This window comes from Shigella sp. FJ200513, from assembly GCF_040495915.1.
GTDB lineage: Bacteria > Pseudomonadota > Gammaproteobacteria > Enterobacterales > Enterobacteriaceae > ECMA0423.
On sequence record NZ_JBDYCV010000003.1, the window covers coordinates 23342 to 42289 of the forward strand.

Consider the following 18948-nt stretch of genomic DNA (forward strand, 5'->3'; position numbering starts at 1 on the left):
TTTCGGTATTAGTGGCAACCACAACCGCCGTTGCCTTTACCGCCACAGCAGCCTTCGCCACCGTGTTCATGACCGTGATCGTGGCCATGACCGCCGCAGCAACCGTCGTGGTCGTGATCGTGGTGATGATCGTGCGCGCCGTGAACGTGGCCATGAGCCAGTTCTTCTTCGGTCGCTTCGCGAATCGCCACAACTTCAACGTTGAATTTCAGGTTCTGACCGGCCAGCATGTGGTTACCATCAACCACTACGTGATCGTCTTCAACCGCAGTGATTTCAACCGGTACCGGACCCTGGTCAGTTTCAGCCAGGAAACGCATACCTACCTGCAGTTCATCAACGCCCATAAATACGTCTTTAGGAACACGTTGCACTAGGTTTTCGTCGTACTGACCGTAAGCGTCGTTCGCGCCAACAGCGACATCAAATTTGTCGCCAACTTCATGACCTTCCAGCGCCGTTTCCAGGCCAGAGATCAGGGAACCGTGACCATGCAGGTAGTCCAGCGGCGCACTCACCGGAGACTCATCAACCAACACACCGTCTTCTGTACGTACCTGATAGGCCAGGCTGACCACCAGGTCTTTTGCTACTTTCATGATATCTCCTGAGCATGGGAAGAATAGTGGCGCAGATTGTAGCGGAATTCTGCAGCCGTGTACTCACTAGCTTAAAAAAACTCGGCGCATATCGCTAGTCCGGATGAAAAATCCCGATCACTTGCTCATCTTTGTGAACGTGATCGCGGGCTTCTTTGTCTGCTTCTCGCATCTGATGTCCGCACTTAACACATTCAACAATATCAATATTATTTTCGCGCCACATCGCCATTGAATCCTGCGCCTGACAGGCCGGGCATTTTGCGCCCGCTATAAAACGTTTTCGGATTGCCATCCTTACCCTCTACTCAAATTCATCCCAGCCGTCCAGCTGGCGTCGTTCTTGTTGCATTTCACGCTGGAAAATCTCTTCCAGTTCGCGTCGGGCTTCCCTGGCGCGAGAAATTTGTACGGTATCAGCATGCATCGGGATTAACTCCCGCAGCATTCGCATATCCAGGCGGCGAAAATGCAGTTGCGCCCGCTGTGCCTGATGCGGATGCATGCCAAGCGTGACCAGCGTCTTGCGCCCCAGCTCTAACGCACTGGAGAATGTTTCACGGGAAAACTGCGTCACCCCTGCCTGTAATAACTCATGCGCTTCCACACGTCCGCGCGCTCGCGCAAGAATATGCAAATGCGGAAAGTGCTGCTGGCATATTTCCACCAGCTTCATGGTGTCTTCCGGCTCGTTACAGGTAATGACGATAGACTCAGCGGCCTCTGCACCCGCAGAACGTAAAAGATCGACCTGCGTGGCGTCGCCGTAATAAACTTTGTAGCCATATTTACGCATCAGGTTAACGGCGCTGATATCCCGCTCCAGCACGGTAATGCGCATTTTATTTGCCATCAGCAAACGACCAATCACCTGACCAAAACGCCCGAAGCCCACGACAATGACCTGGGGTTTATCATCGTTGACCCACGGTTTTTCGTCTTCTTCTTCCGGTCCGTTAAACTGGCGGGATAGCCATTTATCCACCAGCTTCATCAGCAACGGCGCCATCTGGTCGCCCTGGAATAAACGTTGTGAAGAAGCGGTAGAAAAGAGGACAAAGGCAAACTCACCGCCCTGACTCAACACGCCAGCAAACTGCATCCGCTCTGAGCTACGCACGCCATACAATCGCGCCAGCAGATACAGCACGAGAATTTTCACCGCCACCAGCACAACCACGCTTATCACTACCCACAACAGATGGGTATAAAGCACCCCGAGGTTGAGCGACATGCCGACAGAGATAAAGAACAAACCGAGCAGCAAGCCTTTGAAGGGATCGATAGCCGTTTCCAGTTCATGGCGATATTCACTTTCCGCCAGCAGCACGCCCGCAATAAATGTACCGAGCGCCATCGACAGCCCCAGCGCATCCATAAACAATGCGGAACCCAACACCAGCAGCAGCGTCGCGGCGGTGAACACTTCCCGCACGCCAGAAGCTGCAATAAAGCGGAATACCGGACGCAGTAAATAGCGCCCACCAATCAGCATGCCGACAAACTCCAGCACCTTCATGCCGATCTTCATCCAGTCGAAATGTTCGTCTGCCGACCCCGCCAACAACGGCACTAACGCCAGTGCTGGGATCACTGCCAGATCCTGAAACAGCAGAACCGAAAACCCGAGCTGGCCGGATTCGCTGCGATTCATCCCTTTCTCACGCATCAATTGCAACGCCATTGCAGTTGAAGACATCGCAAAGCCAATGCCACCGACCACCGCCGCCTGCCAGGCGAAATCCGTCAGCATCAATAATCCCGCCAGCAACGCCGCGCTTAACAGCACCTGTGCCGCGCCTACGCCAAAAATCGAACGCCGCAGTTGCCAAAGTTTGGAGGGATTCAACTCAAGGCCGATGATAAACATCAGGAATACCACGCCGAGTTCCGAAAAGTGGAGGATCTCATCGACGTCGCTAATAAACCCCAGCCCCCACGGGCCAATTGCAATCCCCGCCAGCAAATATCCCAACACAGCGCCAATCCCCAGCCGCGAAGAGAAACAGCACTCCTGCGAGTAAAAAATCGGAACCTTCCATCAGCGGCCTCCTGGAGACAGCGGATTTGCCAACCAGTCACCGTAGGCTCTGGCGTGGCTCGCCAGCTCCTTTGCGCTTTGCCGTCTCGCCCAGTAAATAATGATGGGACTTAACCAATGCATCCGGCACATGCCCGCCGCCAGTTCAAAGGGGCGCAGCACATCGCTCATCGGGTAGCGATTCAGCGCGTCATAACGGTAAGCACTTTCCGGCTCGCCGGTGGTAATCACGTTACGCCAGTACTTTCCCGCCAGTTGGTTTCCTCCCGGCCCGCTGGCAAAACCACGACTTAATACCCGGTCCAGCCACTCTTTCAGTAGCGCCGGGCAGCTATAGGTATAAAGAGGATGCTGAAAGACAATCACCTCGTGCTCGCGCAGTAATGCCTGCTCACGGGGGATATCAATAAAAAAATCGGGATAGTGCGCGTAAAGGTCGTGCACGGTAACATTGCTGAGCTGCGTGGCCGGTTTAAGCAGTACCCGGTTTGCCACCGAGTCCTGAGATTCCGGATGGGCATACAGCAGCAAAACTTTCGCTGGCTGAGACATCATCCCCCTCCCGGTATGGTTTTTGTGTATAGTCGCTGTTTTGGGCTACCATTGCGCCCGGTGCGGCAGCTCGCCCATACATTACATTATCATAATGATAAGTTAACATAGTCTGAACATACGGCGCCTTATGATTGTTTTCTCCTCGTTACAAATTCGTCGCGGCGTGCGCGTCCTGCTGGATAATGCCACCGCCACCATCAACCCCGGGCAGAAAGTCGGCCTGGTGGGTAAAAACGGCTGTGGTAAATCTACCCTGCTGGCATTGCTGAAAAATGAAATCAGCGCCGACGGCGGCAGCTACACCTTTCCGGGAAGCTGGCAACTGGCGTGGGTGAATCAGGAAACGCCAGCGTTACCGCAAGCGGCGCTGGAATATGTCATTGACGGCGACCGTGAATATCGTCAACTGGAAGCGCAGCTGCACGACGCCAACGAACGTAACGACGGGCACGCCATTGCGACCATTCATAGCAAGCTGGATGCTATTGACGCATGGAGTATTCGCTCCCGTGCCGCCAGCCTGCTGCACGGCCTCGGTTTCAGCAATGAACAACTGGAGCGCCCGGTAAGTGATTTCTCCGGTGGCTGGCGTATGCGTCTTAACCTTGCCCAGGCGCTGATTTGCCGTTCAGACTTGCTGCTGCTCGACGAACCGACTAACCACCTCGATCTCGATGCCGTTATCTGGCTGGAAAAATGGTTGAAGAGCTATCAGGGCACGCTGATCCTGATCTCTCACGACCGCGACTTCCTCGATCCGATCGTTGATAAAATTATTCATATCGAACAACAAAGCATGTTCGAGTACACCGGCAACTACAGTTCGTTTGAAGTACAGCGCGCCACCCGTCTGGCGCAGCAACAAGCGATGTACGAAAGCCAGCAGGAACGCGTGGCACATCTGCAAAGTTATATCGATCGTTTCCGTGCCAAAGCCACCAAAGCGAAGCAGGCCCAGAGCCGCATTAAGATGCTGGAACGTATGGAGCTGATTGCCCCCGCACACGTCGACAACCCGTTCCGCTTTAGCTTCCGCGCGCCGGAAAGCCTGCCAAATCCGTTACTGAAGATGGAAAAGGTCAGCGCAGGCTATGGCGATCGCATTATTCTCGACTCGATTAAATTGAATCTGGTCCCCGGCTCGCGCATTGGTCTGTTAGGCCGCAACGGCGCAGGTAAATCGACATTAATCAAACTGTTAGCCGGTGAACTTGCGCCAGTCAGCGGTGAAATTGGTCTGGCGAAAGGGATCAAGCTCGGCTACTTCGCCCAGCATCAACTTGAATACCTGCGCGCCGACGAATCACCTATTCAACATCTGGCACGTTTAGCGCCGCAGGAGCTGGAACAAAAACTGCGTGACTACCTCGGCGGCTTTGGTTTCCTGGGCGATAAAGTAACCGAAGAAACGCGCCGCTTCTCCGGTGGGGAAAAAGCCCGCCTGGTGCTGGCATTAATTGTCTGGCAGCGTCCGAATCTGCTGCTGCTCGACGAACCGACTAACCACCTTGACCTCGACATGCGTCAGGCACTCACCGAAGCATTAATCGAGTTTGAAGGCGCGCTGGTTGTCGTTTCGCACGACCGTCATTTGCTGCGTTCCACCACTGACGATCTCTACCTGGTTCACGATCGTAAAGTCGAACCGTTCGACGGCGATCTGGAAGATTATCAACAGTGGTTGAGCGACGTACAAAAGCAGGAAAACCAGACCGACGAAGCGCCAAAAGAGAACGCGAACAGCGCCCAGGCACGTAAAGATCAGAAGCGTCGGGAAGCGGAGCTGCGTGCGCAAACCCAGCCGCTGCGTAAAGAGATTGCCCGTCTGGAAAAAGAGATGGAGAAGCTGAACGCGCAACTGGCGCAGGCGGAAGAGAAACTCGGCGACAGCGAACTGTATGACCAGAGCCGTAAAGCGGAGTTGACCGCCTGCCTGCAACAGCAAGCCAGCGCCAAATCCGGCCTGGAAGAGTGCGAAATGGCGTGGCTGGAAGCCCAGGAGCAGCTTGAGCAGATGCTGCTGGAAGGCCAAAGCAACTGATGGCGCAGATAACGACGACCGATGCCAATGAATTTAGCAGCAGTGCTGAATTCACCCCTATGCGCGGCTTTAGCAATTGTCATCTACAAACTATGCTGCCGCGTTTGTTTCGTCGTCAGGTGAAATTCACCCCGTACTGGCAGCGGCTGGAGTTGCCCGACGGCGATTTTGTCGATCTCGCGTGGAGTGAAGACCCCGCACAGGCGAAACATAAACCGCGTTTAGTGGTGTTTCACGGGCTGGAAGGCAGTCTCAATAGCCCTTACGCCCACGGTCTGGTTGAGGCGGCGCAAAAGCGCGGCTGGCTGGGCGTGGTGATGCATTTTCGCGGATGCAGCGGTGAACCAAACCGTATGCACCGCATTTACCATTCGGGCGAAACCGAAGACGCCAGTTGGTTTTTACGCTGGCTGCAACGCGAATTTGGTCATGCGCCAACGGCTGCCGTCGGCTATTCGCTCGGCGGTAATATGCTGGCCTGTTTGCTGGCAAAGGAAGGCAATGATCTCCCGGTTGATGCGGCGGTGATTGTCTCTGCGCCGTTTATGCTGGAAGCCTGTAGCTATCATATGGAAAAGGGCTTTTCCCGCGTTTATCAGCGTTACTTGCTGAACCTGTTAAAAGCCAATGCCGCGCGCAAGCTGGCAGCCTACCCCGGAACGCTGCCGATTAATCTCGCGCAGTTAAAATCGGTACGTCGCATCCGTGAATTTGACGATCTAATCACCGCCAGAATTCACGGCTACGCCGACGCTATCGACTATTATCGTCAGTGTAGCGCCATGCCAATGCTGAACCGGATCGCCAAACCGACGCTGATTATTCACGCCAAAGACGATCCGTTTATGGATCATCAGGTGATCCCAAAACCGGAAAGTCTCCCCTCGCAGGTGGAGTATCAACTGACTGAACATGGCGGTCATGTTGGCTTTATTGGCGGTACATTACTTCATCCGCAAATGTGGCTGGAGTCACGCATTCCTGACTGGTTAACAACGTATCTGGAGGCGAAATCATGTTGATTCCGTGGCAAGACCTCTCCCCCGAAACGCTGGAAAATTTAATTGAAAGCTTTGTGTTACGTGAAGGCACCGATTATGGTGAACATGAGCGTACACTTGAACAGAAAGTCGCCGACGTCAAACGCCAGCTACAGTGCGGAGAAGCGGTGCTGGTATGGTCGGAGCTGCACGAAACGGTCAATATTATGCCGCGCAGTCAGTTTCGCGAATAACCTGCAACCGTCGGCGGACGAGATAATAGTGATAGCTAAGTCATGGAGTTACTATGTCTGCCAAACATCCGGTCATTGCGGTAACAGGATCCAGCGGCGCGGGGACCACCACCACCAGCCTCGCGTTTCGTAAAATATTCGCGCAGTTAAATCTGCATGCAGCTGAGGTGGAAGGCGACAGTTTTCACCGTTACACCCGCCCGGAAATGGACATGGCGATCCGCAAAGCGCGCGACGCCGGGCGGCATATCAGCTACTTCGGCCCCGAAGCGAACGACTTCGGCCTGCTGGAACAAACCTTCATTGAATACGGTCAGAGCGGCAAAGGGAAATCTCGCAAATATCTGCATACCTACGACGAAGCCGTACCCTGGAATCAGGTACCGGGAACATTCACCCCCTGGCAACCTTTACCAGAACCCACTGATGTACTGTTTTATGAAGGTTTACACGGCGGCGTAGTCACGCCACAGCATAACGTTGCGCAGCATGTGGACTTACTGGTCGGCGTAGTGCCTATCGTTAACCTTGAGTGGATTCAAAAACTGATCCGCGACACCAGCGAGCGCGGGCACTCACGAGAAGCAGTGATGGACTCGGTAGTGCGTTCAATGGAAGACTATATCAACTACATCACACCGCAGTTTTCCCGCACCCATCTTAACTTCCAGCGCGTTCCCACCGTCGACACTTCAAACCCGTTCGCGGCAAAAGGTATCCCGTCGCTGGATGAAAGCTTTGTGGTGATCCATTTTCGTAATCTGGAAGGGATCGATTTCCCTTGGCTGCTGGCGATGTTGCAAGGCTCATTCATTTCCCACATCAATACGTTAGTGGTACCTGGCGGCAAAATGGGGCTGGCAATGGAATTAATTATGCTGCCGCTGGTGCAACGATTGATGGAAGGAAAGAAAATCGAGTAACTTTGCTATTATGCCGGATAAAATACTATCCGGCTTCACAACGGGATAGTTAAGTCACGCGGCAACCACTTCATACGAGTGAGTAATATTCACCGCTTTTTCCAGCATCAACGCCACTGAACAATATTTCTCGGCAGAGAGATCAACCGCACGCGCAACCGCTGCGTCTTTCAGGTCGCGACCGGTGACGATAAAATGCAGATTAATGTGCGTAAACAGGCGTGGTGCCTCTTCGCGGCGTTCAGAGGTCAATTTTACTTCACAATCGACCACATCCTGACGCCCTTTTTGCAGGATCGAAACCACATCGATGGCACTGCAACCACCCGCCGCCATCAACACCATTTCCATCGGACTTGGTGCTTTATCGCCTGAGTTGCCGTCCATTAAAATCTGGTGACCAGAGGCGGATTCGCCCAGAAAAGTTAACCCTTCGACCCACTTCACTCGCGCTTGCATTTTTGCTACTCCACTGCGTCAATTTTCCTGACAGAGTACGCGTACTAACCAAATCGCGCAACGGAAGGCGACCTGGGTCATGCTGAAGCGAGACACCAGGAGACACAAAGCGAAAGCTATGCTAAAACAGTCAGGATGCTACAGTAATACATTGATGTACTGCATGTATGCAAAGGACGTCACATTACCGTGCAGTACAGTTGATAGCCCCTTCCCAGGTAGCGGGAAGCATATTTCGGCAATCCAGAGACAGCGGCGTTATCTGGCTCTGGAGAAAGCTTATAACAGAGGATAACCGCGCATGGTGCTTGGCAAACCGCAAACAGACCCGACTCTCGAATGGTTCTTGTCTCATTGCCACATTCATAAGTACCCATCCAAGAGCACGCTTATTCACCAGGGTGAAAAAGCGGAAACGCTGTACTACATCGTTAAAGGCTCTGTGGCAGTGCTGATCAAAGACGAAGAGGGTAAAGAAATGATCCTCTCCTATCTGAATCAGGGTGATTTTATTGGCGAACTGGGCCTGTTTGAAGAGGGCCAGGAACGTAGCGCATGGGTACGTGCGAAAACCGCCTGTGAAGTGGCTGAAATTTCGTACAAAAAATTTCGCCAATTGATTCAGGTAAACCCGGACATTCTGATGCGTCTGTCTGCACAGATGGCGCGTCGTCTGCAAGTCACTTCAGAGAAAGTGGGCAACCTGGCGTTCCTCGACGTGACGGGCCGCATTGCACAGACTCTGCTGAACCTGGCAAAACAACCAGATGCTATGACTCACCCGGACGGTATGCAAATCAAAATTACCCGTCAGGAAATCGGTCAGATTGTCGGCTGTTCTCGTGAAACCGTGGGACGCATTCTGAAGATGCTGGAAGATCAGAACCTGATCTCCGCACACGGTAAAACCATCGTCGTTTACGGCACTCGTTAATCCCGTCGGAGTGGCGCGTTACCTGGTAGCGCGCCATTTTGTTTCCCCCGATGTGGCGCAGACTGATTTATCACCCCGATATCAACTATGCACTTCGACAAACGCTGGTGCTATGTTTGCCCGTGGCCGTTGGGTTAATGCTTGGCGAATTACGATTCGGTCTGCTCTTCTCCCTCGTTCCTGCCTGTTGCAATATTGCGGGCCTTGATACGCCTCATAAACGTTTTTTCAAACACTTAATCATTGGTGCGTCGCTGTTTGCCACCTGTAGCTTACTGACACAGCTGCTACTGGTAAAAGATGTTCCCCTGCCCTTTTTGCTGACCGGATTAACGCTGGTACTTGGCGTCACTGCTGAGCTGGGGCCATTACACGCAAAATTGCTTCCTGCATCGCTGCTCGCCGCCATTTTTACCCTCAGTCTGGCGGGATACATGCCGGTCTGGGAACCATTGCTCATCTATGCGTTGGGCACTCTCTGGTACGGATTGTTTAACTGGTTTTGGTTCTGGATCTGGCGCGAACAACCGCTGCGCGAGTCACTAAGTCTGCTGTACCGTGAACTGGCAGATTATTGTGAAGCCAAATACAGCCTGCTTACCCAGCACACCGATCCTGAAAAAGCGCTGCCACCGCTGCTGGTGCGCCAGCAAAAAGCGGTCGATTTAATTACTCAGTGCTATCAGCAAATGCATATGCTTTCCGCGCAAAACAATACCGATTACAAGCGGATGCTGCGTATTTTCCAGGAGGCGCTGGATTTGCAGGAACATATTTCGGTCAGTTTGCATCAGCCGGAAGAGGTGCAAAAACTGGTCGAGCGTAGCCATGCGGAAGAAGTTATCCGCTGGAATGCGCAAACCGTCGCCGCTCGCCTGCGCGTGCTGGCTGATGACATTCTTTACCATCGCCTGCCAACGCGTTTTACGATGGAAAAGCAAATTGGCGCACTGGAAAAAATCGCCCGCCAGCATCCGGATAATCCGGTTGGGCAATTCTGCTACTGGCATTTCAGCCGCATCGCCCGCGTGCTGCGCACCCAAAAACCGCTCTATGCCCGTGACTTACTGGCCGATAAACAGCGGCGAATGCCGTTGCTTCCGGCACTGAAAAGTTATCTGTCACTAAAGTCTCCGGCGCTACGCAATGCCGGACGACTCAGTGTGATGTTAAGCGTTGCCAGCCTGATGGGCACCGTGCTGCATCTGCCGAAGTCGTACTGGATCCTGATGACGGTATTGCTGGTGACACAAAATGGCTATGGCGCAACCCGTCTGAGGATTGTGAATCGCTCCGTGGGAACCGTGGTCGGGTTAATCATTGCGGGCGTAGCGCTGCACTTTAAAATTCCCGAAAGTTACACCCTGACGTTGATGCTGATTACCACCCTCGCCAGCTACCTGATATTGCGCAAAAACTACGGCTGGGCAACGGTCGGTTTTACTATTACCGCAGTGTATACCCTGCAACTGTTGTGGCTGAACGGTGAGCAGTACATCCTTCCACGTCTTATCGATACCATTATTGGTTGTTTGATTGCTTTCGGTGGTACCGTCTGGCTGTGGCCGCAGTGGCAGAGCGGGTTATTGCGTAAAAACGCCCATGATGCTTTAGAAGCCTATCAGGAAGCGATTCGCTTGATTCTGAGCGAGGACCCGCAACCAACGCCACTGGCCTGGCAGAGAATGCGGGTAAATCAGGCGCATAACACTCTGTATAACTCATTGAATCAGGCGATGCAGGAACCGGCATTCAACAGCCATTATCTGGCAGATATGAAACTGTGGGTAACGCACAGCCAGTTTATTGTTGAGCATATTAATGCCATGACCACGCTGGCGCGGGAACACCGGGCATTGCCACCTGAACTGGCACAAGAGTATTTACAGTCTTGTGAAATCGCCATTCAGCGTTGTCAGCAGCGACTGGAGTATGACGAACCGGGTAGTTCTGGCGATGCCAATATCATGGATGCGCCGGAGATGCAGCCGCACGAAGGCGCGGCAGGTACGCTGGAGCAGCATTTACAGCGGGTTATTGGCCATCTGAACACCATGCACACCATTTCGTCGATGGCATGGCGTCAGCGACCGCATCACGGGATTTGGCTGAGTCGCAAGTTGCGGGATTCGAAGGCGTAATACAGGCTAAACCATCGGATAAGGCATTCACGCCGCATCCGACATATTTTGCCTGATACGTCTTATTTACGCCCCAACCACCTTCGCCACCGCGTGGGCGAAACGTTGCATCCCTTCATCGATATCCGCATCTTCCACCACCAGCGACGGTGCTAAACGCATCACATCCGGTCCGGCATTCAGCACCATTACGCCAACCTCTGCACCCGCATACAGGAAATCACGCGCCCGACCTTTGTAGTGTGGTTTCAGCTCCGCGCCAATTAACAGCCCCATACCGCGAATATCGCTAAACACATCGTACTGCTGATCGATCTTCTGCAAATGGTCAACAAAACGCTGGCGTTTCGCCTGAATGCCTTCCAGCACTTCAGGGGTATTGATGATATCAAACGCCGCGCCCGCTACTGCACAGGCCAGAGGATTACCGCCGTAGGTGGAACCGTGAGAACCAGGATGAAACGCAGAAGCAATTTCCGCCGTGGTCAGCATGGCGCTAATCGGGAAGCCGCCGCCTAACGCTTTCGCAGAAGTCAGAATATCCGGCGTCACACCGTAGTACCTGTAAGCAAACAAATCGCCAGTCCGCCCCATCCCGCACTGCACTTCATCAAACACCAATAATGCCTGATGTTGATCGCACAGCTCGCGCAAGCCCTGCAAAAACTCTGGCGTCGCTGCCGTCACACCGCCCTCGCCCTGGATCGGCTCAACCACCACCGCACAGGTGTGATCATCCATCACCGCTTTCACTGCATGGAGATCGTTAAAGGGAACGTGGATGATGTCTGCCGGTTTCGGCCCAAAGCCGTCGGAATATTTTGGCTGCCCACCCACCGAAACGGTAAACAGCGAGCGACCATGAAAAGCGTTATGGAAGGCAATAATTTTGGTTTTGAACGGGCTATGACGCACACAGGCGTAATGGCGTGCCAGTTTAAAGGCGGTTTCGTTAGCTTCCGTGCCGGAGTTCATAAACACCACGCGTTCGGCAAACGTCGCCTCAATCAGTTTGCGCCCAAGACGCAGCGCCGGTTCATTGGTGAAAACGTTACTGATATGCCACAGAGTTTCGCCCTGGGTTTTTAACGCGTTCACCAGCGCAGGATGGCAATGGCCCAACGCCGTAACTGCAATGCCACCCGCGAAATCGACATACTCCTTGCCTTGCTGATCCCAGATTCGGCTGCCCTGACCTTTTACCGGAATAAACTCTGCCGGAGCATAAATCGGCAGGATCACTTCATCGAAAGTCGCGCGTGTAATTGCTGTTTGTTCAATTGCCATCTCATGATCACCCTGTTACGCATAAATAAATGTGAAATTATAATCACAAAATATGCATAAAAAATCACTGAATGGCAATCGGAAATCAGAGATGCAGGAAATTAGCCAGCAGTTGATGTCCTTGTTCGCTAAGAATACTTTCTGGATGGAACTGCACACCTTCCAGATCCCACTGGCGATGGCGAATCCCCATAATCTCGCGGGTTTCGCTCCAGGCCGTCACGTCAAAGCACGCTGGTAATGAGTCAGGTTCCACCACCAGCGAATGGTAGCGTGTCACGGTAAGTGGATTTGCCAGCCCCCGAAATACGCCCTCACCGCTATGTGTAATCGGCGAGGTTTTGCCGTGCATGACCTTTGCGGCGCGCACAACTTTGCCGCCAAATGCCTGCGCCATTGCCTGATGACCGAGGCAGACGCCAAGAATCGGCAAGCGCCCGGCATAGTGGCGAATAACGTCAAGGGAGATCCCGGCTTCATCTGGCGTACAGGGGCCAGGTGAGATGACAATTTTTTGTGGTTTAAGGGCGTCGATATCCGCCAGCGTCAACGCATCGTTGCGCTTAACCAGCACATCCGCCCCCAGTTCACAAAAGTACTGGTAGAGGTTCCAGGTAAAAGAATCGTAGTTATCTATAAGCAGGATCATGGCGGCTCCGGTACGAAAGAACCGCGCTATTTTACTCAGATTCCCCGGCTTCGCTTACCACTTTGCTAAATATCATCTGCAGTGCGGTGAGATCCCCCATTGCCCCACTCTGATTTGCCTGATTCCAGGCCTCTTTTTCGATACCCTGCCAGCTCAGTTGATATCCGGCATGAATCGCCAGTTGCTCGAAGAAGATCCGCTGTGCCAGACCACTTCCCACCCGGAAGGGATGCAGCACGTTGATTTCACAATAGTAATGCGCCAGCCGCTCGACGAACTTCGCTTTCTCCAGGCCAACCAGATAACCTTCTTCCTCCAGATCCTGCATCAGGGCATTGCCCTCTTTTTCGATATAAGCAAAGTGGCAGAACGGCGTATCGCCCTGATAAATATCAACTTCACGCAGTTGCCCTGCCCAGTCGAAAATATCCTGGTACAGCTGGCGATGGATAGTGCGCAAATGCGGTAAACCGCGCACCAGCGGACCAAGCTCAATGGTCGCAGCACGCAGCGCCGTCATTTCGTAAGCGGCCTGTTCCAGCCGCTGCTGCTGGCGGATGTTCAGCCGGTTACGCATGATATCAAGGCCAGGATAAAGATACAGATCGCGCCCTTCGCCGAATTTATCGCTCATAGTGCCTCCTCAGCTCTTCAAGGCGCGCTAAAGCCTCTGCGGCAGTAAGAGTGACTAAAGGCATCTCGACGCCTTCAAGACGGCGACTGGCCTGGAAATTACGATTACGCTGAAGCTCCCAGAGACGGGACTTTTGCTTATCGGTGAGTTTCTTCACTTGATGCCTCCCTGAACGTGTCCATTTGCCACAAGTATAAGCGGCAAATCCGGGTTACGCCGGGAGAGCAGAAGCGCGGGCAAGATTGCCCGCGCGAGAAATCATTACGGCAGGACTTTAGCGGAAAGGATAACTACCGGTTTTGACGGCACATTCTGGTACGGACCAACATCATGAGTCGGCACCTGGGAAATCTTATCGGCAACGTCCATGCCTTTCACCACTTTACCAAATACCGCGTAACCGAAATCACGCTGACCATGGTCAAGGAAGGCGTTATCGGCAACGTTGATAAAGAACTGGCTGGTGGCGCTGTCTTTGTCAGCGGTACGCGCCATCGCGATGGTGCCACGCGTGTTGCGCAGGCCGTTATCGGCTTCATTTTTGATTGGCGGGTTTGGTTTTTTCTGCTGCATCTGCTCGGTGAAACCGCCGCCCTGAATCATAAAGCCAGGAATGACGCGGTGAAAGGTAGTGTTGTTATAAAAACCGCTGTTCACATAATCGACAAAGTTTTGCACAGACACTGGCGCTTTTTGTTTATCCAGCTCCAGTTCGATGTTACCAGCTGAGGTTGTCAACAATACGTGCGGGTCCCCTTTCGCTGCCATTGCTGCGGGAGAAAGAGCAGAAAGAGCAGAAAGAGCGAAAACAGCAGCCATCGCCGCCAGGGTCGATTTGAACATGAGATTTCCTTAACAAACAGAGCAGAAAAAAAGCAAGTGAAGAGATTCTAAATAGCCTTCAAGAACAAGGCCATCCCTTTACCTAATTTTACGTATCTGAAATATATGTAACCTGACGATCACTTTTTATTCCGTGATCAAAATCACCTCTTAAAATGCAATTTAGCAACCGATTGCAATAAAACATTTAAACAGATCATAAAATCACCTAAAATCGCCCGCTCGCGGCATATCCCGCTATGCCATTTTATTTTTGAACGCAGGCCAATCATGACTAACAGCAATCGCATCAAGCTCACATGGATTAGCTTTCTCTCCTACGCACTGACTGGTGCGTTGGTTATTGTCACCGGGATGGTGATGGGAAATATCGCCGATTATTTCAATCTGCCTGTTTCCAGTATGAGTAACACCTTCACCTTCCTCAACGCCGGCATTTTAATCTCTATCTTCCTCAACGCCTGGCTGATGGAAATCGTCCCGTTGAAAACGCAGTTACGTTTTGGCTTTCTCCTGATGGTGCTGGCGGTTGCCGGTTTGATGTTCAGCCACAGCCTGGCGCTGTTCTCGACGGCGATGTTCATTCTCGGGGTGGTCAGCGGCATTACTATGTCGATTGGTACATTCCTGATAACACAAATGTATGAAGGGCGTCAGCGCGGTTCCCGCCTGTTATTTACTGACTCCTTCTTCAGTATGGCTGGGATGATTTTCCCAATGATCGCCGCGTTTCTACTGGCGCGCAGCATTGAGTGGTACTGGGTTTATGCCTGCATCGGGCTGGTGTATGTCGCTATTTTTATTCTGACCTTCGGCTGTGAGTTCCCGGCACTGGGCAAACGTGCACCAAAAACGGATGCTCCGGTAGAGAAAGAAAAGTGGGGGATCGGCGTACTGTTTCTCTCTGTTGCGGCGCTGTGCTACATCCTCGGTCAGTTAGGTTTTATCTCCTGGGTGCCTGAGTATGCCAAAGGCCTGGGCATGAGCCTGAACGACGCGGGCACGCTGGTGAGTAACTTCTGGATGTCATACATGGTCGGCATGTGGGCGTTCAGCTTTATTCTTCGCTTCTTTGATTTGCAACGCATTCTGACCGTACTGGCTGGTCTGGCTGCGATTCTGATGTACGTCTTTAACACCGGAACACCAGTACATATGGCGTGGTCAATTCTCGCTCTGGGCTTCTTCTCCAGCGCGATCTATACCACCATCATCACCCTGGGTTCACAGCAGACCAAAGTACCGTCGCCAAAACTGGTTAACTTTGTCCTGACCTGCGGAACCATCGGTACTATGTTGACCTTTGTGGTTACCGGCACGATTGTTGAACATAGCGGTCCGCAGGCGGCACTGCTTACAGCAAACGGTCTGTACGCTGTCGTCTTTGTGATGTGCTTCCTGTTAGGTTTCGTCAGCCGTCACCGTCAGCATAACACCCTGACCTCTCATTAATTGCTAATGCCGGACGGCACTATCGTCGTCCGGCCTTTTCCTCTCTTCCCCCGCTACGTGCATCTATTTCTATAAACCCGTTCATTTTGTCCATTTTTTGCACAAACATGAAATGTCAGACAATTCCGTGACTTAAGAAAATTTATACAAATCAGCAATATACCCCTTAAGGAGTATATAAAGGTGAATTTGATTTACATCAATAAGCGGGGTTGCTGAATCGTTAAGGTAGGCGGTAATAGAAAAGAAATCGAGGCAAAAATGAGCAAAGTCAGACTCGCAATTATCGGTAACGGTATGGTCGGCCATCGCTTTATCGAAGATCTTCTTGATAAATCTGATGCGGCCAACTTTGATATTACCGTTTTCTGTGAAGAACCGCGCATCGCTTATGACCGCGTACACCTCTCATCTTACTTCTCTCACCACACCGCCGAAGAGCTGTCGCTGGTGCGCGAAGGCTTCTACGAGAAACACGGCATCAAAGTTCTGGTCGGCGAACGCGCTATCACCATCAACCGTCAGGAGAAGGTGATTCACTCCAGCGCCGGACGTACCGTTTTTTATGACAAGCTGATCATGGCAACCGGTTCCTACCCGTGGATCCCACCAATCAAAGGTTCTGATACTCAGGACTGCTTTGTCTATCGCACCATTGAAGACCTCAACGCCATTGAATCCTGCGCCCGTCGCAGCAAACGCGGTGCCGTTGTTGGTGGCGGCCTGTTAGGTCTGGAAGCCGCTGGCGCGCTGAAAAACTTAGGTATTGAAACCCACGTTATCGAATTTGCCCCTATGCTGATGGCGGAACAGCTTGATCAGATGGGTGGCGAGCAGCTGCGTCGCAAAATCGAAAGTATGGGCGTGCGCGTTCACACCAGCAAAAACACCCTTGAGATTGTGCAGGAAGGTGTCGAAGCGCGTAAAACCATGCGTTTTGCCGACGGCAGCGAACTGGAAGTCGACTTTATCGTCTTCTCTACCGGTATCCGTCCGCGCGATAAGCTGGCAACCCAGTGTGGTCTGGACGTTGCTCCGCGTGGGGGGATTGTCATTAATGATTCCTGCCAGACTTCCGATCCGGATATCTACGCCATCGGTGAATGCGCAAGCTGGAACAACCGTGTATTTGGTCTGGTAGCACCAGGCTACAAAATGGCGCAGGTCGCCGTTGACCATATTCTGGGTAGCGAAAACGCCTTTGAAGGTGCTGACCTTAGCGCCAAGCTGAAACTGCTGGGCGTAGACGTAGGTGGTATTGGTGATGCGCACGGTCGCACGCCTGGCGCACGTAGCTATGTTTACCTCGACGAAAGTAAAGAGATCTACAAACGCCTGATTGTCAGCGAAGACAACAAAACCCTGCTCGGTGCGGTACTGGTGGGCGATACCAGCGACTACGGCAACCTGCTGCAACTGGTGCTGAACGCTATCGAGCTGCCGGAAAACCCGGATTCTCTGATTCTGCCGGCGCACTCGGGTAGCGGTAAGCCGTCTATCGGTGTTGATAAACTGCCGGACAGCGCGCAAATCTGCTCCTGCTTCGACGTCACTAAAGGTGATCTGATTGCTGCCATCAACAAAGGCTGCCACACAGTTGCGGCGCTGAAAGCTGAAACCAAAGCGGGTACTGGCTGCGGTGGCTGTATCCCGCTGGTCACTCAGGTACTGAACGCGGAACTGGCGAAACAGGGCATCGAAGTTAACAACAACCTGTGCGAACACTTTGCTTATTCGCGTCAGGAACTGTTCCATTTGATCCGCGTTGAAGGCATTAAAACCTTCGAAGAACTGCTGGCGAAACACGGCAAAGGCTACGGTTGTGAAGTTTGTAAACCAACCGTCGGTTCGCTGCTGGCCTCCTGCTGGAACGAATACATTCTGAAGCCGGAACATACTCCGCTGCAGGATTCTAACGACAACTTCCTCGCTAACATCCAGAAAGACGGCACCTACTCGGTGATCCCGCGTTCTCCGGGCGGTGAAATCACCCCGGAAGGGCTGATGGCAGTGGGTCGTATCGCGCGTGAATTTAATCTCTACACCAAAATCACCGGCTCCCAGCGCCTGGCGATGTTTGGCGCACAGAAAGACGATCTGCCGGAAATCTGGCGTCAGCTGATTGAAGCTGGCTTCGAAACCGGTCATGCCTATGCGAAAGCACTGCGTATGGCGAAAACCTGCGTGGGTAGCACCTGGTGCCGCTACGGTGTTGGCGATAGCGTCGGCCTCGGCGTGGAACTGGAAAACCGCTACAAAGGCATCCGTACGCCGCACAAAATGAAGTTCGGTGTCTCCGGCTGTACCCGTGAATGTTCAGAAGCTCAGGGTAAAGACGTGGGTATTATCGCCACTGAAAAAGGCTGGAACCTGTATGTTTGCGGTAACGGCGGCATGAAACCGCGTCATGCGGATCTGCTGGCAGCGGATATCGATCGCGAAACGCTGATCAAATATCTCGACCGCTTCATGATGTTCTACATCCGTACCGCCGACAAACTGACGCGTACCGCGCCGTGGTTAGAAAACCTCGAAGGCGGCATCGATTACCTGAAAGCGGTGATCATTGACGACAAACTGGGGCTGAACGCTCATCTGGAAGAAGAGATGGCGCGCCTGCGTGAAGCGGTAGTGTGTGAGTGGACTGAAACGGTCAATACACCGTCCGCGCAGACTCGCTTCAAACACTTCATCAACAGCGACAAGCGTGACCCGAACGTGCAGATGGTGCCAGAGCGCGAACAGCACCGTCCGGCAACGCCGTATGAACGTATCCCGGTAACTCTGGTGGAGGACAACGCATGAGCCAGTGGAAAGACATCTGCAAAATCGATGACATCCTGCCTGAAACCGGCGTCTGCGCACTGTTAGGTGACAAGCAGGTAGCGATTTTCCGCCCGTATCACAGCGACCAGGTGTTTGCGATCAGCAACATTGATCCGTTCTTCGAGTCCAGCGTGCTATCACGCGGGCTGATTGCGGAACACCAGGGCGAGCTGTGGGTCGCCAGCCCGCTGAAAAAACAGCGTTTTCGCTTAAGTGATGGCTTGTGCATGGAAGACGAACAGTTTTCCGTCAAACATTACGAAGCACGAGTGAAAGACGGCGTGGTGCAGCTGCGCGGTTAATGTTTTAACGGGAGGCGCAATGCCTCCC

General features: G+C 52.8%; 18 protein-coding genes and 1 pseudogene. 9 read left to right on the forward strand and 10 right to left on the reverse strand.

The window, feature by feature from the left end; genetic code table 11:
- Positions 1-8 precede the first annotated feature (8 nt).
- The 4 genes and pseudogenes from slyD to kefG all read right to left on the reverse strand — a co-directional run bounded on the left by slyD (position 9) and on the right by kefG (position 3192).
- On the reverse strand, positions 9-599 hold the full coding sequence (slyD, locus tag ABZJ92_RS01405; RefSeq protein ID WP_000861334.1) for a peptidylprolyl isomerase: 591 nt from the start codon (positions 597-599) through the stop codon (positions 9-11).
- A gap of 94 nt (positions 600-693) precedes the next feature.
- Positions 694-894: a YheV family putative zinc ribbon protein gene (locus tag ABZJ92_RS01410; protein WP_001007729.1), complete on the reverse strand. Its 201-nt coding sequence runs from the start codon at positions 892-894 to the stop codon at positions 694-696.
- 9 nt (positions 895-903) lie between these two features.
- Positions 904-2641: pseudogene (gene kefB / locus ABZJ92_RS01415) on the reverse strand (glutathione-regulated potassium-efflux system protein KefB).
- Positions 2641-3192, reverse strand: a complete 552-nt coding sequence (gene kefG, locus ABZJ92_RS01420; RefSeq protein WP_001445921.1) for a glutathione-regulated potassium-efflux system ancillary protein KefG — start codon at positions 3190-3192, stop codon at positions 2641-2643. The pseudogene kefB and the gene kefG overlap by 1 nt, the downstream one beginning before the upstream one ends.
- 130 nt (positions 3193-3322) lie before the next feature.
- Here kefG and ABZJ92_RS01425 point away from each other — a divergent pair, with 130 nt between their 5' ends.
- Genes ABZJ92_RS01425 through ABZJ92_RS01440 form a run of 4 tightly spaced genes read left to right on the forward strand, consistent with a single transcriptional unit; the run spans position 3323 to position 7393 of the window.
- Positions 3323-5236 (forward strand): ABC transporter ATP-binding protein, encoded by a 1914-nt coding sequence (locus tag ABZJ92_RS01425; protein ID WP_000634826.1) that lies wholly within the window; start codon positions 3323-3325, stop codon positions 5234-5236.
- The gene (locus ABZJ92_RS01430; RefSeq protein WP_000057406.1) at positions 5236-6258 is read left to right on the forward strand and encodes a hydrolase; all 1023 of its coding nucleotides are present in this window, start codon (positions 5236-5238) and stop codon (positions 6256-6258) included. The genes ABZJ92_RS01425 and ABZJ92_RS01430 overlap by 1 nt, the downstream gene beginning before the upstream one ends.
- Positions 6252-6470, forward strand: a complete 219-nt coding sequence (locus ABZJ92_RS01435) for a YheU family protein (protein WP_000907085.1) — start codon at positions 6252-6254, stop codon at positions 6468-6470. The genes ABZJ92_RS01430 and ABZJ92_RS01435 overlap by 7 nt, the downstream gene beginning before the upstream one ends.
- A 53-nt stretch (positions 6471-6523) precedes the next feature.
- Positions 6524-7393 carry a phosphoribulokinase gene (locus ABZJ92_RS01440; protein ID WP_001274680.1) on the forward strand — a complete coding sequence of 290 codons (870 nt, stop codon included), beginning with the start codon at positions 6524-6526 and terminating at the stop codon, positions 7391-7393.
- Between the two features lie 54 nt (positions 7394-7447).
- Here the strand turns inward: ABZJ92_RS01440 and ABZJ92_RS01445 are convergent, their stop codons facing one another.
- A complete protein-coding gene (locus ABZJ92_RS01445; protein WP_001148908.1) occupies positions 7448-7852 on the reverse strand; it encodes an OsmC family protein in 405 nt (134 codons plus the stop codon).
- A 301-nt stretch (positions 7853-8153) separates the two neighbouring features.
- On the opposite strand from ABZJ92_RS01445, the gene crp reads away from it, so the two are divergent.
- The gene (gene crp / locus ABZJ92_RS01450) at positions 8154-8786 is read left to right on the forward strand and encodes a cAMP-activated global transcriptional regulator CRP (protein WP_000242755.1); all 633 of its coding nucleotides are present in this window, start codon (positions 8154-8156) and stop codon (positions 8784-8786) included.
- A gap of 50 nt (positions 8787-8836) precedes the next feature.
- Positions 8837-10927, forward strand: a complete 2091-nt coding sequence (locus tag ABZJ92_RS01455; protein ID WP_005052777.1) for a YccS/YhfK family putative transporter — start codon at positions 8837-8839, stop codon at positions 10925-10927.
- A 66-nt stretch (positions 10928-10993) separates the two neighbouring features.
- Here the strand turns inward: ABZJ92_RS01455 and argD are convergent, their stop codons facing one another.
- The 5 genes from argD to ppiA form a co-directional block, all read right to left on the reverse strand.
- On the reverse strand, positions 10994-12214 hold the full coding sequence (gene argD / locus ABZJ92_RS01460; RefSeq protein ID WP_000963807.1) for a bifunctional acetylornithine/succinyldiaminopimelate transaminase: 1221 nt from the start codon (positions 12212-12214) through the stop codon (positions 10994-10996).
- Between the two features lie 85 nt (positions 12215-12299).
- The gene (gene pabA, locus ABZJ92_RS01465; RefSeq protein ID WP_000601855.1) at positions 12300-12863 is read right to left on the reverse strand and encodes an aminodeoxychorismate synthase component 2; all 564 of its coding nucleotides are present in this window, start codon (positions 12861-12863) and stop codon (positions 12300-12302) included.
- Between the two features lie 31 nt (positions 12864-12894).
- Positions 12895-13497: a putative adenosine monophosphate-protein transferase Fic gene (locus ABZJ92_RS01470; protein ID WP_001280612.1), complete on the reverse strand. Its 603-nt coding sequence runs from the start codon at positions 13495-13497 to the stop codon at positions 12895-12897.
- Positions 13487-13654 carry a YhfG family protein gene (locus ABZJ92_RS01475; RefSeq protein ID WP_000736860.1) on the reverse strand — a complete coding sequence of 56 codons (168 nt, stop codon included), beginning with the start codon at positions 13652-13654 and terminating at the stop codon, positions 13487-13489. Before ABZJ92_RS01475 ends, ABZJ92_RS01470 begins: the two co-directional genes overlap by 11 nt.
- 104 nt (positions 13655-13758) lie before the next feature.
- Positions 13759-14340, reverse strand: coding sequence for a peptidylprolyl isomerase A (ppiA, locus tag ABZJ92_RS01480; protein ID WP_000477215.1), 582 nt, complete (start codon positions 14338-14340; stop codon positions 13759-13761).
- Between the two features lie 270 nt (positions 14341-14610).
- On the opposite strand from ppiA, the gene tsgA reads away from it, so the two are divergent.
- From tsgA to nirD, 3 genes are all read left to right on the forward strand, one after another.
- Entirely contained in the window at positions 14611-15792 is a 1182-nt protein-coding gene (tsgA, locus tag ABZJ92_RS01485) for an MFS transporter TsgA (protein WP_000185262.1), read from the forward strand.
- 261 nt (positions 15793-16053) lie between these two features.
- The gene (gene nirB, locus ABZJ92_RS01490; RefSeq protein WP_000049213.1) at positions 16054-18597 is read left to right on the forward strand and encodes an NADPH-nitrite reductase large subunit; all 2544 of its coding nucleotides are present in this window, start codon (positions 16054-16056) and stop codon (positions 18595-18597) included.
- Positions 18594-18920, forward strand: a complete 327-nt coding sequence (gene nirD / locus ABZJ92_RS01495) for a nitrite reductase small subunit NirD (RefSeq protein WP_000084766.1) — start codon at positions 18594-18596, stop codon at positions 18918-18920. Before nirB ends, nirD begins: the two co-directional genes overlap by 4 nt.
- The last annotated feature ends 28 nt before the right edge of the window (positions 18921-18948 follow it).